Annotated in this window: 18 protein-coding genes; 4 read left to right on the top strand and 14 right to left on the bottom strand. The window is 36.6% G+C overall.

Annotation, left to right across the window (positions count from 1 at the left end):
- Window positions 1-492, bottom strand: coding sequence for a protein-export chaperone SecB (secB, locus tag FPK91_RS13870; protein ID WP_144211799.1), 492 nt, complete (start codon window positions 490-492; stop codon window positions 1-3).
- 132 nt (window positions 493-624) lie between these two features.
- Window positions 625-1,059: a rhodanese-like domain-containing protein gene (locus FPK91_RS13865; protein ID WP_144211798.1), complete on the bottom strand. Its 435-nt coding sequence runs from the start codon at window positions 1,057-1,059 to the stop codon at window positions 625-627.
- A gap of 367 nt (window positions 1,060-1,426) precedes the next feature.
- Here FPK91_RS13865 and gpmM point away from each other — a divergent pair, with 367 nt between their 5' ends.
- The 4 genes from gpmM to FPK91_RS13845 all read left to right on the top strand — a co-directional run bounded on the left by gpmM (window position 1,427) and on the right by FPK91_RS13845 (window position 6,269).
- Window positions 1,427-2,959: a 2,3-bisphosphoglycerate-independent phosphoglycerate mutase gene (gpmM, locus tag FPK91_RS13860; RefSeq protein ID WP_144211797.1), complete on the top strand. Its 1,533-nt coding sequence runs from the start codon at window positions 1,427-1,429 to the stop codon at window positions 2,957-2,959.
- Window positions 2,960-2,969: 10 nt separating this feature from the next.
- Window positions 2,970-4,103: a murein hydrolase activator EnvC family protein gene (locus FPK91_RS13855; protein WP_168926925.1), complete on the top strand. Its 1,134-nt coding sequence runs from the start codon at window positions 2,970-2,972 to the stop codon at window positions 4,101-4,103.
- A gap of 111 nt (window positions 4,104-4,214) precedes the next feature.
- The gene (locus FPK91_RS13850; RefSeq protein WP_144211796.1) at window positions 4,215-5,417 is read left to right on the top strand and encodes a S41 family peptidase; all 1,203 of its coding nucleotides are present in this window, start codon (window positions 4,215-4,217) and stop codon (window positions 5,415-5,417) included.
- 12 nt (window positions 5,418-5,429) lie between these two features.
- A complete protein-coding gene (locus FPK91_RS13845; protein ID WP_144211795.1) occupies window positions 5,430-6,269 on the top strand; it encodes a divergent polysaccharide deacetylase family protein in 840 nt (279 codons plus the stop codon).
- Here FPK91_RS13845 and FPK91_RS13840 read toward each other — a convergent pair.
- From FPK91_RS13840 to FPK91_RS13785, 12 genes are all read right to left on the bottom strand, one after another.
- The gene (locus FPK91_RS13840; protein ID WP_144211794.1) at window positions 6,244-6,699 is read right to left on the bottom strand and encodes an Rrf2 family transcriptional regulator; all 456 of its coding nucleotides are present in this window, start codon (window positions 6,697-6,699) and stop codon (window positions 6,244-6,246) included. The genes FPK91_RS13845 and FPK91_RS13840 overlap by 26 nt on opposite strands.
- Window positions 6,700-6,730: 31 nt before the next feature.
- Window positions 6,731-6,979, bottom strand: coding sequence for a YkgJ family cysteine cluster protein (locus FPK91_RS13835; RefSeq protein WP_144211793.1), 249 nt, complete (start codon window positions 6,977-6,979; stop codon window positions 6,731-6,733).
- 334 nt (window positions 6,980-7,313) lie between these two features.
- Complete coding sequence (locus FPK91_RS13830; RefSeq protein WP_144211792.1) at window positions 7,314-8,150, bottom strand: hypothetical protein; 837 nt, start codon at window positions 8,148-8,150, stop codon at window positions 7,314-7,316.
- A gap of 372 nt (window positions 8,151-8,522) precedes the next feature.
- A complete protein-coding gene (locus tag FPK91_RS13825; protein ID WP_144211791.1) occupies window positions 8,523-9,596 on the bottom strand; it encodes a putative phage abortive infection protein in 1,074 nt (357 codons plus the stop codon).
- 860 nt (window positions 9,597-10,456) lie between these two features.
- A complete protein-coding gene (locus tag FPK91_RS13820; RefSeq protein WP_144211790.1) occupies window positions 10,457-11,248 on the bottom strand; it encodes a hypothetical protein in 792 nt (263 codons plus the stop codon).
- Window positions 11,249-11,303: 55 nt separating this feature from the next.
- Window positions 11,304-11,534 carry a hypothetical protein gene (locus FPK91_RS13815; protein WP_144211789.1) on the bottom strand — a complete coding sequence of 77 codons (231 nt, stop codon included), beginning with the start codon at window positions 11,532-11,534 and terminating at the stop codon, window positions 11,304-11,306.
- Between the two features lie 374 nt (window positions 11,535-11,908).
- Window positions 11,909-12,169: a hypothetical protein gene (locus tag FPK91_RS13810; RefSeq protein WP_144211788.1), complete on the bottom strand. Its 261-nt coding sequence runs from the start codon at window positions 12,167-12,169 to the stop codon at window positions 11,909-11,911.
- 18 nt (window positions 12,170-12,187) lie between these two features.
- A complete protein-coding gene (locus FPK91_RS13805; protein ID WP_144211787.1) occupies window positions 12,188-12,655 on the bottom strand; it encodes a DUF4231 domain-containing protein in 468 nt (155 codons plus the stop codon).
- 76 nt (window positions 12,656-12,731) lie between these two features.
- Window positions 12,732-13,904, bottom strand: coding sequence for a 5'-methylthioadenosine/S-adenosylhomocysteine nucleosidase family protein (locus FPK91_RS13800; protein ID WP_144211786.1), 1,173 nt, complete (start codon window positions 13,902-13,904; stop codon window positions 12,732-12,734).
- 5 nt (window positions 13,905-13,909) lie between these two features.
- Entirely contained in the window at window positions 13,910-14,347 is a 438-nt protein-coding gene (locus tag FPK91_RS13795; protein ID WP_227006577.1) for a response regulator, read from the bottom strand.
- Window positions 14,348-14,349: 2 nt separating this feature from the next.
- A complete protein-coding gene (locus tag FPK91_RS21125) occupies window positions 14,350-17,244 on the bottom strand; it encodes a hypothetical protein (protein WP_227006576.1) in 2,895 nt (964 codons plus the stop codon).
- A 415-nt stretch (window positions 17,245-17,659) separates the two neighbouring features.
- The gene (locus FPK91_RS13785; protein ID WP_144211784.1) at window positions 17,660-19,021 is read right to left on the bottom strand and encodes a DEAD/DEAH box helicase; all 1,362 of its coding nucleotides are present in this window, start codon (window positions 19,019-19,021) and stop codon (window positions 17,660-17,662) included.

Genomic DNA, 19,021 nt, shown 5'->3' with positions numbered 1-19,021 from the left:
TTATGCGTTTGCTTCTTCAGCTGCAGGTGCTGCAGCAGCTTCTTGCTGACGCTTTTGAACATATTGTGCAAATAATGCATCAAAGTTCACTGGTGCAAGGTTTAGCTGTGGGAAAGTACCACGAGAAACTAAGTTTCCTACAGTTTCACGAGCATATGGGAATAGTACGTTAGGGCAGTATGCACCTAAAGAATGAGCAAGTTGTTGCTCAGTTAAACCCGTGATAGAGAAAATACCAGCTTGTTGAACTTCACATAAGAAAGCAGTTTGCTCACCATTTTGTGCAGTAACAGTAAGAGACAGAATCACTTCATAAACATCGTCAGAAAGTTTGTTGCTACGAGTATCAAGATCTAGCTTAACTTCTGGATTCCATTCTTTTTGGAAAACTTCAGGGCTGTTTGGCGTTTCAAAAGATACGTCTTTTGTAAATACGCGTTGGATGTTGAATTGTGGTGCTTGCTCTTCGTTGTTTGCTACTTCTTCAGCCATGATTTCCTACCTTCAAATGTTTTATTTAGCTCTTCTGTGAAGCTAATAGTAAAATTGGGTTTATCACTAAGATGTGGTTATTAGGCGACATCTTAGTCCATCCCAGTAAATTGGTCTCACCAGTTTGTAATCTTACTTCTTACCTTTAACAACAGGTAAGTTTGCCGCTTGCCAATCACCCATGCCACCTTTGAGGTTACTTACATTTTCGTAACCCTGGTTTACAAGAAGATCAGCAGCTTGTGAAGATGTCATTCCAGCAGCACATACAATAATAATGGGACTGGTTTTATACTTTTCAAGGGTAGTCGCTTTATTATTTTTAATTTCTGCTAATGGTACGTTTAGCGCATCGACGATATGGCCTTTACGAAAATCGTCTTGTGAGCGCACATCAACCACTTTAGCCCCTTGCTTATTCATCAGCATGGTGAGCTCTTGAGTGTTGACACTTTTAACCTTTGATGTAGCAGACTTAACCGTCATGACAACGACAGCCAAAAACAAACCCACCCACGCAATACTGAGTACTGGGTTTGCTTGAAAAAATTCCATATATTCTTGCATCTTCTCTGCCTACTTTAAAAATGACTAAAATTAATAAGCCACAGAGTATACCGATTGCATCTTTATAATGCAGCAAATTCAGGCCTAATCATCACGCCTAGTGTGGCATGAGCAACACTTTAGCGGTTAAATATTGCATTTTTTTAACAACTATCGGCTAATTTTTTGTAAATGTGGCCTTGATTGCAAACTATTCATCTTGCCGTCGATTCCAAGAAGAACAAGCGATTGATAAAAAATTCTGAGAGCTGAACAATTCGTTATAGGTAAATCGCTTTTTCAGCGGGGGTTTAAGTAGTAATATCCATACCATTAAAATTTTAACTTTCTTTTAAAACTTTTTCTTTTAAAACTTAAAGGTACTCCCATGACGACAACAAAACGTCCACTGGCATTACTTATCTTAGATGGTTGGGGTCATCGTGAAAATACGCACAAAAATGCTGTATTTCATGCGAAAACTCCTGTTTTAGATAAGCTAACAGCTCAATATGCAAATAGTTTAATTTCAGGCTCAGGTATGGATGTTGGCTTACCAGACGGGCAAATGGGTAATTCTGAAGTGGGTCATATCAATATTGGCTCTGGCCGTATTGTTTACCAAGAATTAACCCGTATCAGTAAATCAATTGCTGATAATGAGTTTAATAAAAATGAGGCTCTATGTGCCTCTATCGATAAAGCCATTGCTAACAATGGCGCTGTTCACATCATGGGACTCATGTCGCCAGGTGGCGTACATAGTCACGAAGAGCATATCGAAGCCATGTGCCGTATGGCCGTTGAACGCGGTGCTACCAAGGTTTATTTACATGCCTTTTTAGATGGACGTGATACACCTCCACGTAGTGCTAAAAACTCACTCACCCACTTTGATGAGCTATTTGCAAGCTTAGGCCACGGTAAAATCGCTTCATTGATTGGTCGTTACTATGCCATGGATCGTGATAACCGCTGGGATCGTGTAGAAAGAGCTTTTAAATTAATCGCACAAGGTAAAGGTGAGTTTAACTATGACAGTGCTGTTGATGCACTAGACGCTGCTTACGCCCGTGATGAAAATGATGAATTTGTGGCTGCATCGACTATTGGTGAGGCGGCAAGCTTAGCTGACGGTGATTCGCTCATATTTATGAACTTTCGCGCCGATCGTGCTCGTGAGATCACCCGTTGTTTTGTTGAGCAAGACTTTGATGGCTTCAAGCGTGAAGTTACCCCTGCGATTAACTTCGTGATGCTAACTAATTACGCCAATGACATTAAAGTACCAGTGGCTTTCCCGTCTACGGATTTAGTTAACACCTTAGGTGAAGTATTACAAAACCAAGGTAAAACACAGCTACGTATTTCTGAGACTGAAAAGTATGCGCACGTAACATTCTTCTTTAACGGTGGTAAAGAAGAGCCATTTGAAGGTGAAAGTCGCATTCTGATTAAATCACCTGATGTGGCGACTTATGATTTACAGCCAGAAATGAATTCAGCAGAGTTAACTGACAAGTTAGTAGCTGCTATTGCATCTGCAGATTATGACGCCATTATTTGTAATTACCCGAATGGCGACATGGTAGGTCATACCGGTAATTTTGATGCTGCAGTTAAAGCGTGTGAAGCTGTCGATGCTTGTATTGGCCGCGTAGTCGAAGCACTGGCTAAAGTTGGCGGTGAATGTCTTATTACGGCAGACCATGGTAACGCTGAGCAAATGACTAACGAACAAACAGGTCAGGCTCACACAGCACATACCAGCGAACTGGTTCCATTTATTTATGTTGGCCGTGAAGCCACCATTGCAGAAGGCGGACGATTAAGCGATATTGCGCCGACTATGTTAACCTTAATGGAACAAGAAGTGCCGCAGGAAATGACCGGCCGTTCAATCATTAAACTCAAAGAGTAACTAGCCACTCGTGAAAAAACGACTTTTGTTTAAAGCCAGCATTTTTGCTGGCTTGATGATCCTTACATCATCAGTTCAAAGTGCCGATCTTGGTAAGCGTGAATCTGAGCTTAAAGCCATTCAAGCTCAGATTAACCAACAGCAAAGCTCTTTGAAAGACACCAGTCGTCAACGAGAAAAGCTCATGTCGTTACTTAAACGAGATGAGCAAGCTATCTCTAATGCTGCACAAAAAGTCAATCAAACACTGGCGTCGTTATCAGGCGTGAATAAAAAACTGCTTGAACTTGATTCAGAAAAAATCAACTTAGATACCTTGCGTCAAACCCAGCAAAAAACCTTATCAAAGCAACTATCCAGTGCTTATCTTGCGGGTAATCATGACTATTCAAAAATGATGCTCAATCAACAAAATCCCGCCACAGTAGAGCGAATGTTGGCATATTATCAATATCTCAATAATGCCCGCATTAAGGCGATTACCAGTCTAAAAGTGACCATAGAGCAAATTGAAACCATTGAGGTTGAACAGGTTTCTGAGCAACAAAAGCTCAATGCATTGATTCTAGAGCAACAAAAACAAGCAAAACAACTTGGTAAAGAGAAGTCTCAACGCCAACTCACTTTGGCACAAATCCAGCGTACACTGACCAACAAAGGTGCTGAGCTAGAGCAGTTACAAATAGAAGAAGCCAGTTTAAAACGACTAATAGAACAAGCAGTTTTAGCTGCAAAAAGCAGTCCTTCGATGGACGGATTGGCAAAACTTCGAGGCAAATTAGGTTGGCCAACAAAAGGCCGTTTAGCTTCAAAATTTGGGAGTAGTCGCTCAGGACAAATTAGGTGGAAAGGTGCTGTTATTGCCGCGCCAGAAGGTCAAAATGTCAATGCCATTGCCCATGGTACGGTCATTTATGCGGATTGGTTACGAGGTTTTGGTATGGTGATGGTAATTGATCACGGTGAAGGTTATATGAGCTTATACGGCCACGCACAAACATTGCTAATTCAACCAGGTGAAACGGTTAAAAAAGGCGAATCCATTGCACTTGTTGGGAGTTCAGGCGGACAAACAGAATCTGGCCTATACTTTGAAATAAGACACAAAGGGCAAGCCATTAACCCAGCGAAATATTGTCGGTAACATACTAAGCTTAAAGTCATTTAAGCCCAAAGGCATCCACCGCCTTAAACTGCTACCAATCGTTGAATAACCGACGCCCTAATCATACCGCAAGGTATCTAAGGGGCTGTTATGATGCAATTTACACGTTATGTTATGTGCTTCATATTGGGAATTACCGTTGCATTTTCACTAAACTTATCTAGCTCAGAACAACACTACAAAACTCAATCCGAATATACTTATTCATTATTACTCGATGTCATTGATACAGTGCACACTTATTATTTTAATGACGTCGATCGCCAAGACTTAATCGAATACGCCATTGAAGGTATTTTCACCCGCCTAGATCCCTATTCAGGCTTTTTAAATGCCACCGATTATCAAAGTATTAATGACAGTAATAATGGCCAATACTTTGGTTACGGCTTCGAAGTTGCCACTGACGATGACCAAATCACTATCATTACACCTTATGCCAATTCCCCAGCTGCGCGCGCCAATATTTTACCTGGCGATAAAGTTCTGCAACTTAACAACACTCTTATCGATCAAAGTAACCTTACTGAAATTCTGACTGAAATTAAACAGCACAGTATCAATAAACTCCCTATTGAATTGACGATTGAGCGTGAAGCAGAAGAAATCGTTCACTTCACCTTAAACCCTGAATTAATCCATATTGAATCTATTACAGCGAAAATAATGAATAGTAATATTGGCTATATAAGGCTCAACTCATTTCAAGACGATGCGACAACAGCCATTATTAACCAAGCTAAATTGTGGGAACAACAAGATTTAGGCGGCATCATAATAGATGTAAGAAACAATCCCGGCGGTCTATTAGGTCAAGCCATCAGTATTGCAGATTTATTTTTACAACAAGGATTAATCGTTTCCACAGAGGGTCGGTTTTTTGATGCTAACGAGAATTACTATGCCTCCCATCCAACCATTTTTGAAGGTATTCCAATGGTTGTATTGATCAATAAAGGCTCAGCATCGGCATCCGAAGTGCTCGCAGCAGCATTACAAGAAAATAACCGTGCGACCTTAGTGGGTGAAACCAGTTTCGGTAAAGGTACCGTGCAAAGTTTGATCCCTATGCTGGAAATGGGTAATGCAATAAAACTGACTATAGCAAAATATAGCACCCCAGATGGTAATGATATTCACAGTAAAGGGATAGAACCTGACATAAAAATATCAAATGATGCTATTCTAAATTCCGATTATCTGGATATAATTGAACAAACTACGGCGCAATATGATGAACCACAGGATGGTCAGATTTCTTCAGCTATTGCATGGATAACAACTCATAACTAAAAAGCAGACTTTGTGCGCTATATATTTTTATTCTTAGCTTTATTTTTTAATGGATCAGTTCAAGCAACTCAAATCGCGATCATCATTGACGATATAGGCTATCGTCAAACTGATGAGGCGGTTTTGACTCTACCAAACGCCATTACCCTTTCTGTATTACCACATACTCCTTTAGGTCAACACCTCGCAGAACAAGGTCATTATAGAGGTAATGAGATAATGCTGCATATTCCGATGCAATCTCTCAATGGTAAAAAGCTTGGCCATGGGGGCTTAACAAATGAAATGAACGAACAACAATTAAAAGATCAGCTTAAAGTTTCTATTGCCAGTATTCCCTATGCAAAAGGGGCTAATAACCATATGGGAAGTTTACTTACTCAGCTTGAAAATCCAATGACTTGGTTAATGGAGAGTTTAAAAGAACAGAATTTATATTTTGTCGACAGCAAGACCACACGATTCAGTATCGCAAGTGCCCAAGCAGAGCAATATGATGTGCCATTATTACGTAGACAGATATTTTTAGACAATGATGTCAGTGAAAAAGCACTAGAAAAACAATTCAATCGAATAATGGAGAAAGCGAAACGCAAACAAAATCTAGTTGTGATTGCTCATCCTTACCCTGAAACGGTAGAGTTTCTGAATAACAATTTACATCGCTTAGCCGCCAATGGCATCAGCCTAGTGCATACCTCAGACTTACTCCCAGCCAATATAGCTAAAAGTACACAGAATAAGTCAACAGATGTAGCATCTGCTCAATTAGAAGCTTCAATAGTAACGAATGACGCTAACTCAAATAATACCAAAACTTCTGGTGCTAGTTCAGCTCTAATATTGAAATAGAAGTGTCTGGTAGGGTTTTTAACAACTCATCAGCGTTAACGACGATATCTGCAAGGGTACATTCATTTAATACCGCCATATAAGCCTCAACAGCCCGGCCCAATATCCCTTTCAAACTGCATGCTGGCGTAAAACGGCAATATGGTTCGCTACAATTAACCGGGGCTAACGAAGGCTCAAGCTCACCAACCAATTTCCCTAGATTAATGTCACTTGGTTTAACCGCTAATCTAAAGCCGCCGCTCTTGCCACGAATAGTCTGTATATAACCAAGTTTACCCAAATGATGAATAATCTTAGCCACGTGATTAGATGACAGCTCAAAGACGTCTGTTACTTCAGCAATACGAAATAACGTTTCTCTTTTAGGCTGTGCGGCTGTGTACATTAAAATACGAATGCCATAATCAGTATATCGAGTCAGTTGCATAAGGTTATATCCAAACTATTAAAGGTACATACTAAGACGTAGAAGCTTCGAGCTCAGTGATCAAAATCAATGCTTGTTCATTTGTATCACTACAAACGTCAATCGTTGCAGTAAACTCTGCACAAACAGCAGGTCTTGATGGATCACCAAATATTTTACATAGATTATCGTCATTCAATTGAATACAACGAACACCTGCAGGTTTACCTTTAGGCATTCCAGGTATTGGACTAGATATTGAAGGTGCAATACAGCATAGGACACACCCTTGTTTTAAAATTTAGAAATGCTGTCATAAGTCCGAATTATGGGTGTATATTTTTCTAAATAAACACTCATATTTAGTTCTATATACCTGCATATAGCTCTAAAAATTTCTAATAACAAGTATATTATATATGCTTTTAAAAAAAATTAAATTTAATTTTTGCTTAGAACTAGCCATTTTGTCTTGCTTCTAGTTGTCGGATAGGCAACACCTATTACTAAGTGTGCGTTTATATATGTAACTAAAAGTTAGAAAGCCACCACAGACAAGATTTGCGAGTCGATTATCTAACTTCGTGATTATTTTGTTCATAAGTAATGAGAGCTGTTAGGTACATAAAGGCTATCTAAAATAGCTCCAACGCCCATACAACAAATTGGTCTATATCTGTGTAATAGGTAGTTCTAAGTAACTTGGATTGAAATGCAGCAGTAAGAGCCAATACTAGGGTTAGGAGTAACATTAGCTGTGACTGCCACCTTGATCGTCTTTCCTTGTGTATCTCTTCAAGTAGGTGCTCATAACTTGAGAGTGCTTTTCCTTTAATCCTAAAGTTATGGGCATCTACTTTTTCTAGCTCACCTGATTCAGCTAAGGACATTAACACTAAATGAGTCCCTTGCTTTAGGGTTGGGTATTGAGGGTGGAGTATTACAAATGTACCAAACATACTACTGACCAAACGCCCACTGTCGAATGTCATGTTATGGTTGTCTTCAGTTAACTTTATGCTCGCAGCTAAAGCCTTAAGTCTATCAGGTCTTTTTAGTCTCCTTTTACTGAAGAAGAACTTAGGGATAGTGTACTTCCACAAGGTGTATTTAGAACGGAAAAAATAAGCGTAAGTCAGTTCACTTAAAAGGAAACTTAAAGGCGTCTTATAAGTATGAGTAACGAGGCCATGGTAATGGCTAATGTCAAAATTTAGACAATCTAAGTCGGTTAGGTCTATCTTCTTAGGGTTCTTTGCGACATGACTTCTTTTCTCTTCGTCCCACCTTTTACCTATTAAGAGATTCCCCTTAACCTTCTCAGCTAGGTAGCTACCATCCCTATCTGTTACGTATACCGAGAAGCAGTCTACTTTCTCACCTTCAGGTCCACTTCTAGGAATAGTGTTTAAACTAGGCTTGTCTAAAGCTTCTTTTAACTTCCTAATGAACAGAGAATTAAACCATTCCATTGCCTAGCTCTTCATGTATAAAATTTGAGTCAGCATAGCATGTTATAACAGTTTGTTTTACCAGAAGTATTGGATTGATGTATCTATTCCTTTCTTCATTTAAATCACCAACCTAAAACTAAATATTTTGAATTAAGTGACAACCTTTCCGTTAGTCGTATAACTATTTGCTATAGTTAGCGAGGTGTAATTACTGACCACTGACTTAACGGTGTTCTAGCTTATTGATGGACAGAAGCTTGTTGGATTTGAAGCTCTTAAAGTAATGAGTCCTATTAGGAAATGTATGGCAAGTGTATATATCGTAACGCCCCAATAAGGGGCTAAAAATTGTTTGCTAAAATGTTGAGGAACGAAAACAGCAAACTGTTTTTAGTCCTGCTTAATTGGCTTGTTAGGGCGTAAGTTATAAGGTACGCCTTTATTTTGACCGAATGCACCACCATAATATTTATTGAAATCTAAGCCTATATCTTTTTTAGTTTTATATTGAAGGAACATTTCATCATTTGCTAACGCTGTTTTTGAACCAGACAAAGAGTAACCTGTATCAACCTTGGTAATAGGTAAATGTTCTAGCATTTGAAAATCTATCAATAAATTTTTGAACTCACCTGAATCTGAAACACCTTCTATACAATTTAAAAATAACAGCGCCAACTCTTTCGTTGAAAGTTGAGCTCTAAGAATACTGGTATATTTTCTTTTTTGATCAGGGGATAATTTATTTTCTTCATATCCTTTAAGAACTTTTAGAGCTTGATATAAATTTCTAAAGTAATGCCCCAATATATGATTGTGGTGTGTTTGAATATACTTATATCGTTCTAGTGAATCTTCAGGTGATTTAGCTTCAACTGACAAGAAATTCAACATTTCTTCAAATACAGCTCGACCTTGTACTTTTGTGTTCTGTGAAGTAAAGCTAGTACCTATTTGTGATTTTATGAGTGAAGCCGTAATACCTTTAATTATTTTTTGGGATTCCGATTTATTACCTAACTCTTCTAAGTCAGCTTTTAGGTTATCTACTATTTTATGATGAAGATCTATGATATTAAAAAAAGTGGTTTCGATGGCTTGAGTACTTAATGCATCAGCTGTTTTTTCATATTCATGTCTTGCAAGGCGAAGCTCTTGTCTTTGTATTACTATGGTTGCAATTAGCCCAAACAAAGTAAAAAAGGTTAAAACTGGATTTAAAACGCCACCAAGAAAGTCTCCGAAGACACCTCCTCTATCAGTGAAAGTTATCAATGCTAGGTTTATTAATAATAAAGTTCCTGCACAAAAAATTGCTCCGGAGAGCATTTTATAAAGTATTTTATTTAAGGGAGGTTGCGAGTTACCTTCTTCCTCGTCAGAGAACAACTTTTCAAAATATGGGTATTTATCATCTAGGAATTGATTTGTATTTTTTAAACATGATTTGAGCCACTCTTTCATCGTACTACTTCCATAATTGATCTATACACCTTGGAGCCCTAACGTTTTAGTATTTATGCGTTGCGCTGTTTGCAGGGCATAAATCGCTTGTTGGACTTGGCCGATGCCAAGTTCAGGTTAATTTGGTATGCTTTATGCTATAGGAATTTGCTTTTTTTGATGCTGGCTCTGGGCTGTAGAGCTGTTTTGAATTGATTATATGGCTTGATATCTACTTTTTTCATTGAAATTCCCTTGTCATTGTTGTGTTCCATCACATCTTTTTAAGTCTAGCTGATTCAATGAGGATAATATACTCGATTAAGTCCTCATTTGGCTCCGCGCAGCGGCTTAGTTCAACAGTATATTAGGCTGAATTCCAAATAAGAACGGTCTTAATAAGAACAGGTCGCCAGTACTTTAATCACTCAAGACTAACAGTAAACCACTGTATCAACAATGAGTTATAACATATAAAGAACTGATTCCCAGTTTATCTGCCTGTGTGAAACAAAGAATTGCCATCATTGCATAAAATGCAATGTTCACGCAGGAAGAAAAGTCACTAGGCTCCGGCCTATATGATAATTCGGGGCAGGTCTTATATCTTGCGTCCCACATTAGCTTATATAAGGCCAAAGCTTTAATTGCGCTACTAACAACTTCTATCAGTGAAAATCATTTTGGGGCATAAACGTTTTAGAGCTAAAGCTTTTCGAGTGAAGAATTTCATTAGGAGAAATGGCAAACTAGTATGCAGTAACGCCGCAGATAAACGTCTAGTGCCCCTGATATTTCAAAGGATTGAAAAGCGTCAGGCAGCGATAAGATCGCACTAAGAGAGCCTCTATATGTGTTATGTGTTCCTCAATGCTGATTTATTATTTTTCAGTCTTGAGTTTTACACGGGTTTTATTGTAATTATCTGATTTGTCGATAGCTTTATTTAGGTCTTTAGGCCTCGCTAATAGATTTGGGTTTTTGAATTCACTATCAGAGTATTCCAGCATTTTTTGCACTAAGGTTGAGCAAATAAACTTATGATCTTCATCACTTAGCTTTTCGCCAATTTTTGTATTTGTTAGCTTTAATCCATTATAAAGCTTCGCCATCCGCTCAATAGTTTTTTCTTGAGTTCCAAAGTACTTTTCTATAACTGAAAATATGCTGCTTCCAAAAGCCATAGATAAAAGAGTTAACGGTGGTGCTGAAGATAGGCCTGCCATTGTAAGTAGAGTTAACCCTCCAGTTAACACCCAAGAATATAATTTCGCAATGGGAAATATTCCTGCTGCCACTATCGCGGATTTTCCATATTCAGAACTAGCATTTTCAGAGTTAACTATTTGCTCTGCAATTTCTCTTAGTTTGCTTATGTTTTGAATAGGTTTGATAGGTACTAAGAATTCAACTTCATGCACGCCTTTTAGTGCTTTTGTCAAAGGTACAATTTGAGCTCCATTTTTAAGGTCCGTCTCTATTATGTCCCCCTTATCAATACACATAAAGACATGCGACCATATCGAACCTTGACCAGCTTGTATAAACGTCGATGAATTTAATCCTAGCTTTGTTCTGGTAAACCCTATGGTTCCTGGAGGAATCTGAGAAATAAATTTGGAGACATTTTTTGAAGTTAGATCTAAATGTATTGTTGCCGAAGAGTCTTTCATTAAACTACCTAAAAATAAATTTTAAAATAAAGTAACTTGTTCGGTGAACAATACTTTAATAAAAGCGCTCGGTTAAAGAATGATAAAAAGTACCATTACCACCAAGCCCACCTTGATCTTGAACTTTTACCCAAGCAGAGCCGCAATCATAACACTGGTAAAAAGTGTGATGTGTATCTCCAACTTTACCTCCTTGTATGTGAACCTGTGAACCCACCTCTTGCCAGCTTTTCGCTGGAGTTTTATTTTCACAATTTTGACACTTACCAGTATATTGAATAGTCATTGATAGCTCCTTGTTATACATGGATATTAAAAATTAAAGAACAAATCCCATTAGATATTTAGTTGAGGGCTGTACTGGTCAACCAAAATCGGACACTTAAAGTTGAGAATTGTCAAACTCTACTGGTGACAGATCATCATTAGAAGAATGTAGCCATTCTATTGTCAATAAACTATATGAAACAAGTTATTGAGAACAAATATTAGGTAACCTAAGAGCCCAGGGTAACCGCATGAGTGTGCATTTTTTGTTCAGCATGTTCAATTCGAATACTTAATCACTTTTTAGCAACCTAAAAATGAATATTTACTGAACAAAATCAAGTTTAAAAGAGCACTATAACTGTTCAAAAAATGTTCGTGATCTTGCCCTACCTAAGAGCCTATCTTTTGATATTTAAAGCTCTTTAATTCATGTTTAACAGCCATGTCTCTAGCTTCTTTCTTTGTTGAAAAGTAGGGTATTTGGTGCTTGTATAACTCTGATATTGCCTGCATAGGATTTGCTATAACAGCTTCAGATCTCCAACCGTTGAGTGTTTCATTTGTTAGCCTGATGGTATCGACGTCAATAGGCTCTTTACCATCAAACTTATAGTATCTAGGTTTTGTATGTGTTGAGATAACAAAGTACATTTTTAATTCACCTAGATGTTAAGTACTATTATGTTCAGATGCATCAGGTTTAGATGGCAAATTATCAGGACTGGGAACTATTGGCATCCATTTTTGATGAGTCTGAAGTGTCAACTTTGCTACATTTTGAGCTAGTAATTTATCTGCGCCCTCATTACTATCGTATTCTCCAAGCTGGTATTTATGTTTAACTAGCTGATCTTCGAGTTCCCGCTGCGCTGTACGATATAGAGTCCATAATTCTTGTGGTTTTCTTAGCTGGATCCAGGCAGTACAAAATGCAGCAAGTGCCGATAAAAAGGAAGGAAGTACTTTAGATGACCAGACCTCTGGTCCTAAAGCAACAAATAGAGGAACTAATAAAGTACTCCCCATAATGAGACGAAAACACCATAAAGCTTCTGTTTTGTTATGAGCAGCTTTTTTTTTAAAATGTTCAATCTTTTGTTGGCAATAATTAGTTGAGTCGTTATTTTGTGAGTTCATTAGCTTTCTTTATATGTATATATTTTAACCGTGAAATTCTGACGTTTTCTCTTAAACAACGCCCTATGTTTGCGAATTACACACCAGAGGCGATTAATTCATATACTGTTTTTGCTGAAAGTATGCAGGCAATTCTGTGAAAATTATCACTCTTCAATTCATTTCCGTTATCAACAACAGATTTAGCACTAAAATATCTTAAGTTTTTATTTGAAGACTGACGTGCAGCTTCATAAAGAGCATAAGATTCCATTTCAAAAGATGCATGTTTCCGATGTTGAGCTTTGACACTTTCTAAGATTTCTTCAGAGGCTATAACCGAGCTTCCACTAGAAGTAGGGCCAATAATTATGTTAAAATTAAGCTCTTCTAAATCGGTTGGGAACTCACTTCGTTTTAGTATAATTCCTGACGCTATATTAGTTTTAAAGTTCGGTTCCTTGATCAATTGATTGATCAAAACATGAGTTTCATGAGGCACTTGTACAGAATAAACCTCAGGTAAAAATCCTTCTGATGTCCATTTCCCTGCATCATGTTGATGACACATTTCTGAAATAACTACATCATAAATATTGGCTTTTCCTTCAATTCCACCACAAATCCCACTCATACATATCAATTCGGGGCTAAAAGTATCAATTGCTCTAGAGCAAGTTATTGCGGCATTAACTAACCCCATTCTTGGAGGTACAATAATAACCCCTTTTTTATCATTAACTTCTATGGTTCTACAACTCAACCCTTGTATGCAATTCAATTGACCAACTGTACAATCCAAAGTATCAAATGCTTCAGCTTCCTTTTCTAATGCACAAAAAATGACAAAATCATATTTCTTTGGAGGGAGACTATTTTTAATTTTTAAAAGAAAAGCATCTTTCCAATCATTAGAATCTTCAGAATAATGAATAATATTTATATCTAGTCTATTGAACTGTTCGTAGTTTTGTTCGGCAACGTCGCTAAAACCAGTTATTGCAATCACCGGTGTAGAAAAGTTAGGAGATTCGATATCACGAATTGTGCCTATGATATCTTGAGTTACTTCATAAAGTTCAGTAGTATCTTTGTGCATCGGAACTAAAAAATCTGTTACGATTAAATCAAATTTATCTTTGCTTGACTCGATTACAAATTTTGAAAAATATTCACTGCGCCTGATTATGCAATCAGAAATGTCCCCCAGTAATGTAGCTTTTATATGGGAATACTTAGTGTCGTCATCTTCCAATATTAAGACAATCATTTAATTTATATAACCTTTTCCAAATCAATAATCCACTTCGGATCATCTACAATATAATATATACAAGCCAAGACATTACAGTTTAGCAGAGCCTTAAATTGCTTAGGAGCTTTGTCAAGAGGGTAATGCTCACCAGATATTTCGATACTGGGATATTGAGTAATGACTACACAAATATCTGTTCTTTCCATTTCAGAAAGTTCTAATAGTATATCTATTCCACCAGTTAAGAGAGACATAGGAGCTCCTTCTCCATGCTCTGCTGTATGACTAGGTATTGCCATATCAATAAAGATCAAATCAAATAAGCTTTCATCAATTTTATCAATAGCTTCTGCTAGACTAACAGCTATATCTATTGTGGGAGCATCATATTTGTTTTTTACAAATTTTATTATATCGTCTGCTTTATATTCATCGTCTTCGATAATGAGTACTTTCATAATTAATATCCCAATTCATAAGAAAACTCAGTTACAACATGTCTATTTTTGCAGTCAACAGCTTCTACTTTGAATTTATTATCCATAATTTGGAGGTTATGAAGCTTTTTTATACCGCTTCTATTTTCGATGACTTGAGCATTATTTATATCTTCATCAGGAAGAACTCGAAGTCGCTGGGATACATAACTTTCTGTGTGTGAGTCTTTTATTTCAGAATGAATACAAAAATATAGTGATTTTTTATCGTTGGAATCAATGATATTAAAATCACGAGTTAGGTTACCTTCTGGTTTTCCATGTTTTGCTGCATTAAATATGATTACATATAAAGCATCATAAAAAATGTGGTATACCCCACCGTAAAGTTCTATATCTTCGCTTTCTATAAAGTCAGTATCAGGATTAAAGTTGTCATAAGTTTGTTGAACCTCAGAAACTACAGCTTTGTAAAGTAAACTTAATGAAGCTTTAGGAGAAGCACTTTGGGGTTTCTTAAACCACGTGCATATAGTATTTAATTTTTCAGAAATTAAACTCTGTAATTCCCTTTCAAATTCTTTAGCTTGTTTGATTCCATCACTACCTAGGTTAAGGTTATTCAGATTTGCAATAACAGAACCATTAATAAGATGTGGTTTTTGGCTTTTAATATATGAATTAAACTTCTTTAGATCTACCTCTGCAATTCTCCAGCAGGATTCAATAATAATAGCTTCTGTACCAACTATATTTCCAGCAATTTCAAAATGCTCAATTATAGTTGAAATACATTTTGTGACGATCATTTTTTTTGCTGAATCTCTTAGATTTGGATAGAGGAAGCCTGATTTCTTTTGTGGAGAATTAATATACAACTTGTCATTGATAATCCCCATCACACGTTGTTCATAGCTACTTTTCCACTCTAGCCATTTAGGTTCTATATGAGAATTTGTGATTAAGCTCGAATATTTATTCTCAATATTGTTGATAACGCTTGAATATAAATGGCCTCTGAACGTTCCATGTCTTATTCTTCTTCCTAAATATGAAGCTATACCAAAAAAGCTATTTGTACAAAACTCATTGAAACACTTATCAATTAAGTCTATTAATTGAGGGTTCTCGATCTGGCTTAAATCGTTATTATTGTCTAAAATTAACAGTATAGAGCCCATTTGTGATGAAATATTGTCAACGAACCATTCTGAAAACCTAGTGGTATCAACATAAATTCTGTTGTCGTCAATTTCACCACGTATTTTATTTATTTGACTATTTATCTTCAGGTTACGTGCACGATCTAAATATAAATTTTCACCTGAGTATTCCCCTCGCCATGAGTGTAAGGCGGCGCGAGTTTCTGTAATTTCTTTTGTAGTTTTGATTACCCTCGTCATTCTGGCAATAAAATCTTCATTACATGTTTCATATAAGTAAAATGCTAAAGCTTCTGATTTTATAGACATATTTTCTACTAAAGCTACTAAACTGCCGTTATATTTAGCTTTAAGTATTTTTTCCATCAAACTTTTCAGTGGTATATGATCTATTTCACTTCTACTCTTCTTGGCTATGAGAAGTCTAAAAATCAACTTAGACTCATTAGATTGGAGCATTGGAAGGATAAGCTTCATTGATGTTACATGAATGGTCCTATCTAAAGCACTGGTTTGGCACATTAATTGATATAGTTGCTCTTCTGAAACCACTAAATTACTTTGTTGTGTAAAGACTAAATAATTAAAAATAGCTGAACGAGTTACACCACCTTTTTGCTGTGCGGAATGTAACTTTTCGCCTATTTCATTCATTAATTTTGCGGGAGAAAGAAGGCTCTCTATATCTTTGCTTCTAATCTCGCTTCCTGCGAGCTCAATAAGCTCCTTCGTCATTTTAAAGTAGTCAGAATCAGGTGAGTCATAAAAATGATCGATTAAATATCTGTAATTTATTATTTTAGAGCTTTCTAACCAGGCTGATGACTGTTTTATGAATAGATATTCCGTGTCTTCATCATCACCATTTAAACTAACCATTTCATCAACACTTGGTGAAGTGCTTTCTAATTGTTCTATTAATTTTGTGATGTATTTATACTTAGATAGGTCGATGAGTCTTGCATTGACCTTTATGATTATTAAGGCGTCTAATAAAGATGATTGTAGATTGCTTTGGATTAAATCATTGAGTTCATTGGAATCTACTGCATGAACATGAAATGTTAATCGTGAAATATCCCTAGTGTATTTGTTATCATCTCCTCGGTTCGCGAGTCCCATTATAGAGCGTTTTATCCCTAAATAGTCTTGCTCTTCCTGATAACAATGCATCACGCTAGCTGCAATAACTTTAGAATTTGAAACCGCTTCATTAAGCAAGTCTAGTAAGTATTCATCTTGAGTATCATCCAGATAAAGTTCTCTTATTAAGACTATTTTCCTTAATAAAAAGTGACTAAACCCAAATTGATCGACTATTAATTTTATTTCATTGTTAGCTGCAAAAAAATTACGGTTAACAATTGCTTGATTTAGTCTTCCAATTGAAATTATATAAGATTCTAATTTAGCGATTTCTTTCTGGGATATTACATCTACCAGTGATAAATGCTTATTTAATTGAAGAGGGTCTAAACGTACATAAGACTCGTGAGTTTGAAATGATGTAGGAAAATTTTCTGGTAGTATGGAAGCATCACCATGGAATGCTGAAATGGCTGTTTCCACATCTAATAATCTTCTAACAGGCAAATCACGCCTTAATTTATTAAGAATTTTGATTGCATCAGCGTCATCTGAGGTAAAGATGGCTCTAACTTTATTTCTTGTCTCTACATTTAATTTTTTTAAGCTAGTCATTAAGTCAGCATTATATAGCTTACCAAGTATCTTTCTAGAATTTATTGCATTCATATAATGATCTTTAAGTTATTGTTATTTATGACTTATAAATGTCTAAACTGAGGCTAAAACGTAATCAATGTATTAATGAGATAATTTAGCTTCCAAGGGTTTTACTAGCAATTTGGTTACTAATTTATCCCGTTGTTTAGCATTTGTATTTAGTCAATAATCATTTCTTTTCCATCTAAGGTCAAGTGATTAAAGATTATGATTTATTTAGTATTTATTGAGTAATCATTCACTGACTTTCAATCGAACAAGTACAATTTGAAACAAGCTCACTGGGTTGTGATATAAAAACTAAATTACTTTGTACCACCCTTAACTAACCCTCTGTTTTCGTTAGATATAATAATAAAAAACTTATATCAAAATGGGGAGTCAAAAGTCGAAATAACTTTCTCTCTAAACCTTCCTAAAATATCTATTGATAGATTGACGGTATAGGTAGGTGGAGTACTTTTTTTTTTAAAGGTGGTAATAAATTAGCTTGTTTTTTATCGTAATAATCACCAATAGTAAGAGTGAAAAAATCAGATTTTATGGGAAATTGACTAGATTTTTTTTCATAGGTGAGTGTTGTTAACTCCATACCTTTTTGAGGTTTTAATTCTTTAATCACAACATGGCGATCTGGGAGTTCAAGCTCAATTCTATGTGCAAATTCGGCTAGCTTGGGTTCAGCAAAAGTGAACAGCCATGCTTGTTGATCTAAAGCTCTAGTGGTTCGCAATATACGCCCCAGAATTTGTCTGAAGTACAATTCAGTTTTCACCCTACTTAGATGGCAACAAACCTGTAATCTCGGAATGTCAGTACCTTCGCTTATCATTCCAACACTCACTATCCACTGTGTATTGTCATGTTTAAATTTGTTGATAGTGTCCGATGGAGCTACTTCTTGATAAGTCACAATTGTTGCTGTTTGCTCGAATGTTTTTTTGAGCATTTCTAAGATATGGGACGCATGTGCAATTGAGGATGCGACTACTAACCCAGCAGCGCTAGGATTTAGTTGTCTGATATTCTCTAGCTTATCTATTGCTAGGCTTAAAACATGATGAATTGCTAGATTATTTTTGATGACCGATTGGTATGAAATTGAAGAACCTTTGAAAAGAGCCTCAAGGCTACTGAAAGTTTGGATTTCATTATCTTGGTTTGTAACTGATAGCTCTTCGTTATCAATTAATACTATTTTTGGGTTCCGGCAAACGCCATCTCTCACGGCTTCTTTTAAGCCGTAAACATAGTCACATTGAATTTGGTTATCAGGGTCTAGATATCGAGATAAGACAATAGGGGCTTGATCTGAGCGCCAAGGTGTACCAGTCAATGCCAAGGTGTACTGTGCTTGATCTTGTATATTGAATAAGATCTCTTCTCCCCAAGCATTCGCATCCTCAAGAGTGCTGCCAGAGCAATGGTGGATTTCATCAAAAATGACTAGTACCCGATTCCGTTTTAGTAACTGCCAGAAGTCTTCTTTAAAAGACAGCATACCCTGGTAGGTGTATGAGCAGCCAACAGAACCTATTACCCCATCGAACCGGCATTCCAACCGGTGTGAAAATGTTTGTTGGATGCTTTGCAAAATATTCACAGAAGGTGAAAAGCAAAGAACGAAATCGATAAGACCTTGTTCAAATAATCTGGCAGCTACCTCTGCGGCCATAACTGTCTTTCCAGCCCCAGGAGTGGCTAAACAAAGGAAATGTCTTTGATTGGTATGAAAGTGCTTTAGAGCGTGATTGACGCACTCTGATTGCCATTGTCTTAATTGCAT

Origin of the sequence: Shewanella donghaensis, from assembly GCF_007567505.1 — a bacterium.
Taxonomy (GTDB): Bacteria; Pseudomonadota; Gammaproteobacteria; order Enterobacterales; family Shewanellaceae; genus Shewanella; species Shewanella donghaensis.
This window is presented reverse-complemented; position numbering and strand designations above follow the sequence as displayed.

Bases quoted from the DNA above. Each gene is read 5' to 3' on its own strand.
- secB (WP_144211799.1), bottom strand. From the start codon at position 492: ATGGCTGAAGAAGTAGCAAACAACGAAGAGCAAGCACCACAATTCAAC.
- FPK91_RS13865 (WP_144211798.1), bottom strand. From the start codon at position 1,059: ATGCAAGAATATATGGAATTTTTTCAAGCAAACCCAGTACTCAGTATT.
- gpmM (WP_144211797.1), top strand. From the start codon at position 1,427: ATGACGACAACAAAACGTCCACTGGCATTACTTATCTTAGATGGTTGG.
- FPK91_RS13850 (WP_144211796.1), top strand. From the start codon at position 4,215: ATGATGCAATTTACACGTTATGTTATGTGCTTCATATTGGGAATTACC.
- FPK91_RS13840 (WP_144211794.1), bottom strand. From the start codon at position 6,699: ATGCAACTGACTCGATATACTGATTATGGCATTCGTATTTTAATGTAC.
- FPK91_RS13830 (WP_144211792.1), bottom strand. From the start codon at position 8,150: ATGGAATGGTTTAATTCTCTGTTCATTAGGAAGTTAAAAGAAGCTTTA.
- FPK91_RS13825 (WP_144211791.1), bottom strand. From the start codon at position 9,596: ATGAAAGAGTGGCTCAAATCATGTTTAAAAAATACAAATCAATTCCTA.
- FPK91_RS13820 (WP_144211790.1), bottom strand. From the start codon at position 11,248: ATGAAAGACTCTTCGGCAACAATACATTTAGATCTAACTTCAAAAAAT.
- FPK91_RS13815 (WP_144211789.1), bottom strand. From the start codon at position 11,534: ATGACTATTCAATATACTGGTAAGTGTCAAAATTGTGAAAATAAAACT.
- FPK91_RS13810 (WP_144211788.1), bottom strand. From the start codon at position 12,169: ATGTACTTTGTTATCTCAACACATACAAAACCTAGATACTATAAGTTT.
- FPK91_RS13805 (WP_144211787.1), bottom strand. From the start codon at position 12,655: ATGAACTCACAAAATAACGACTCAACTAATTATTGCCAACAAAAGATT.
- FPK91_RS13800 (WP_144211786.1), bottom strand. From the start codon at position 13,904: ATGATTGTCTTAATATTGGAAGATGACGACACTAAGTATTCCCATATA.
- FPK91_RS13795 (WP_227006577.1), bottom strand. From the start codon at position 14,347: ATGAAAGTACTCATTATCGAAGACGATGAATATAAAGCAGACGATATA.
- FPK91_RS21125 (WP_227006576.1), bottom strand. From the start codon at position 17,244: ATGAATGCAATAAATTCTAGAAAGATACTTGGTAAGCTATATAATGCT.
- FPK91_RS13785 (WP_144211784.1), bottom strand. From the start codon at position 19,021: ATGCAATTAAGACAATGGCAATCAGAGTGCGTCAATCACGCTCTAAAG.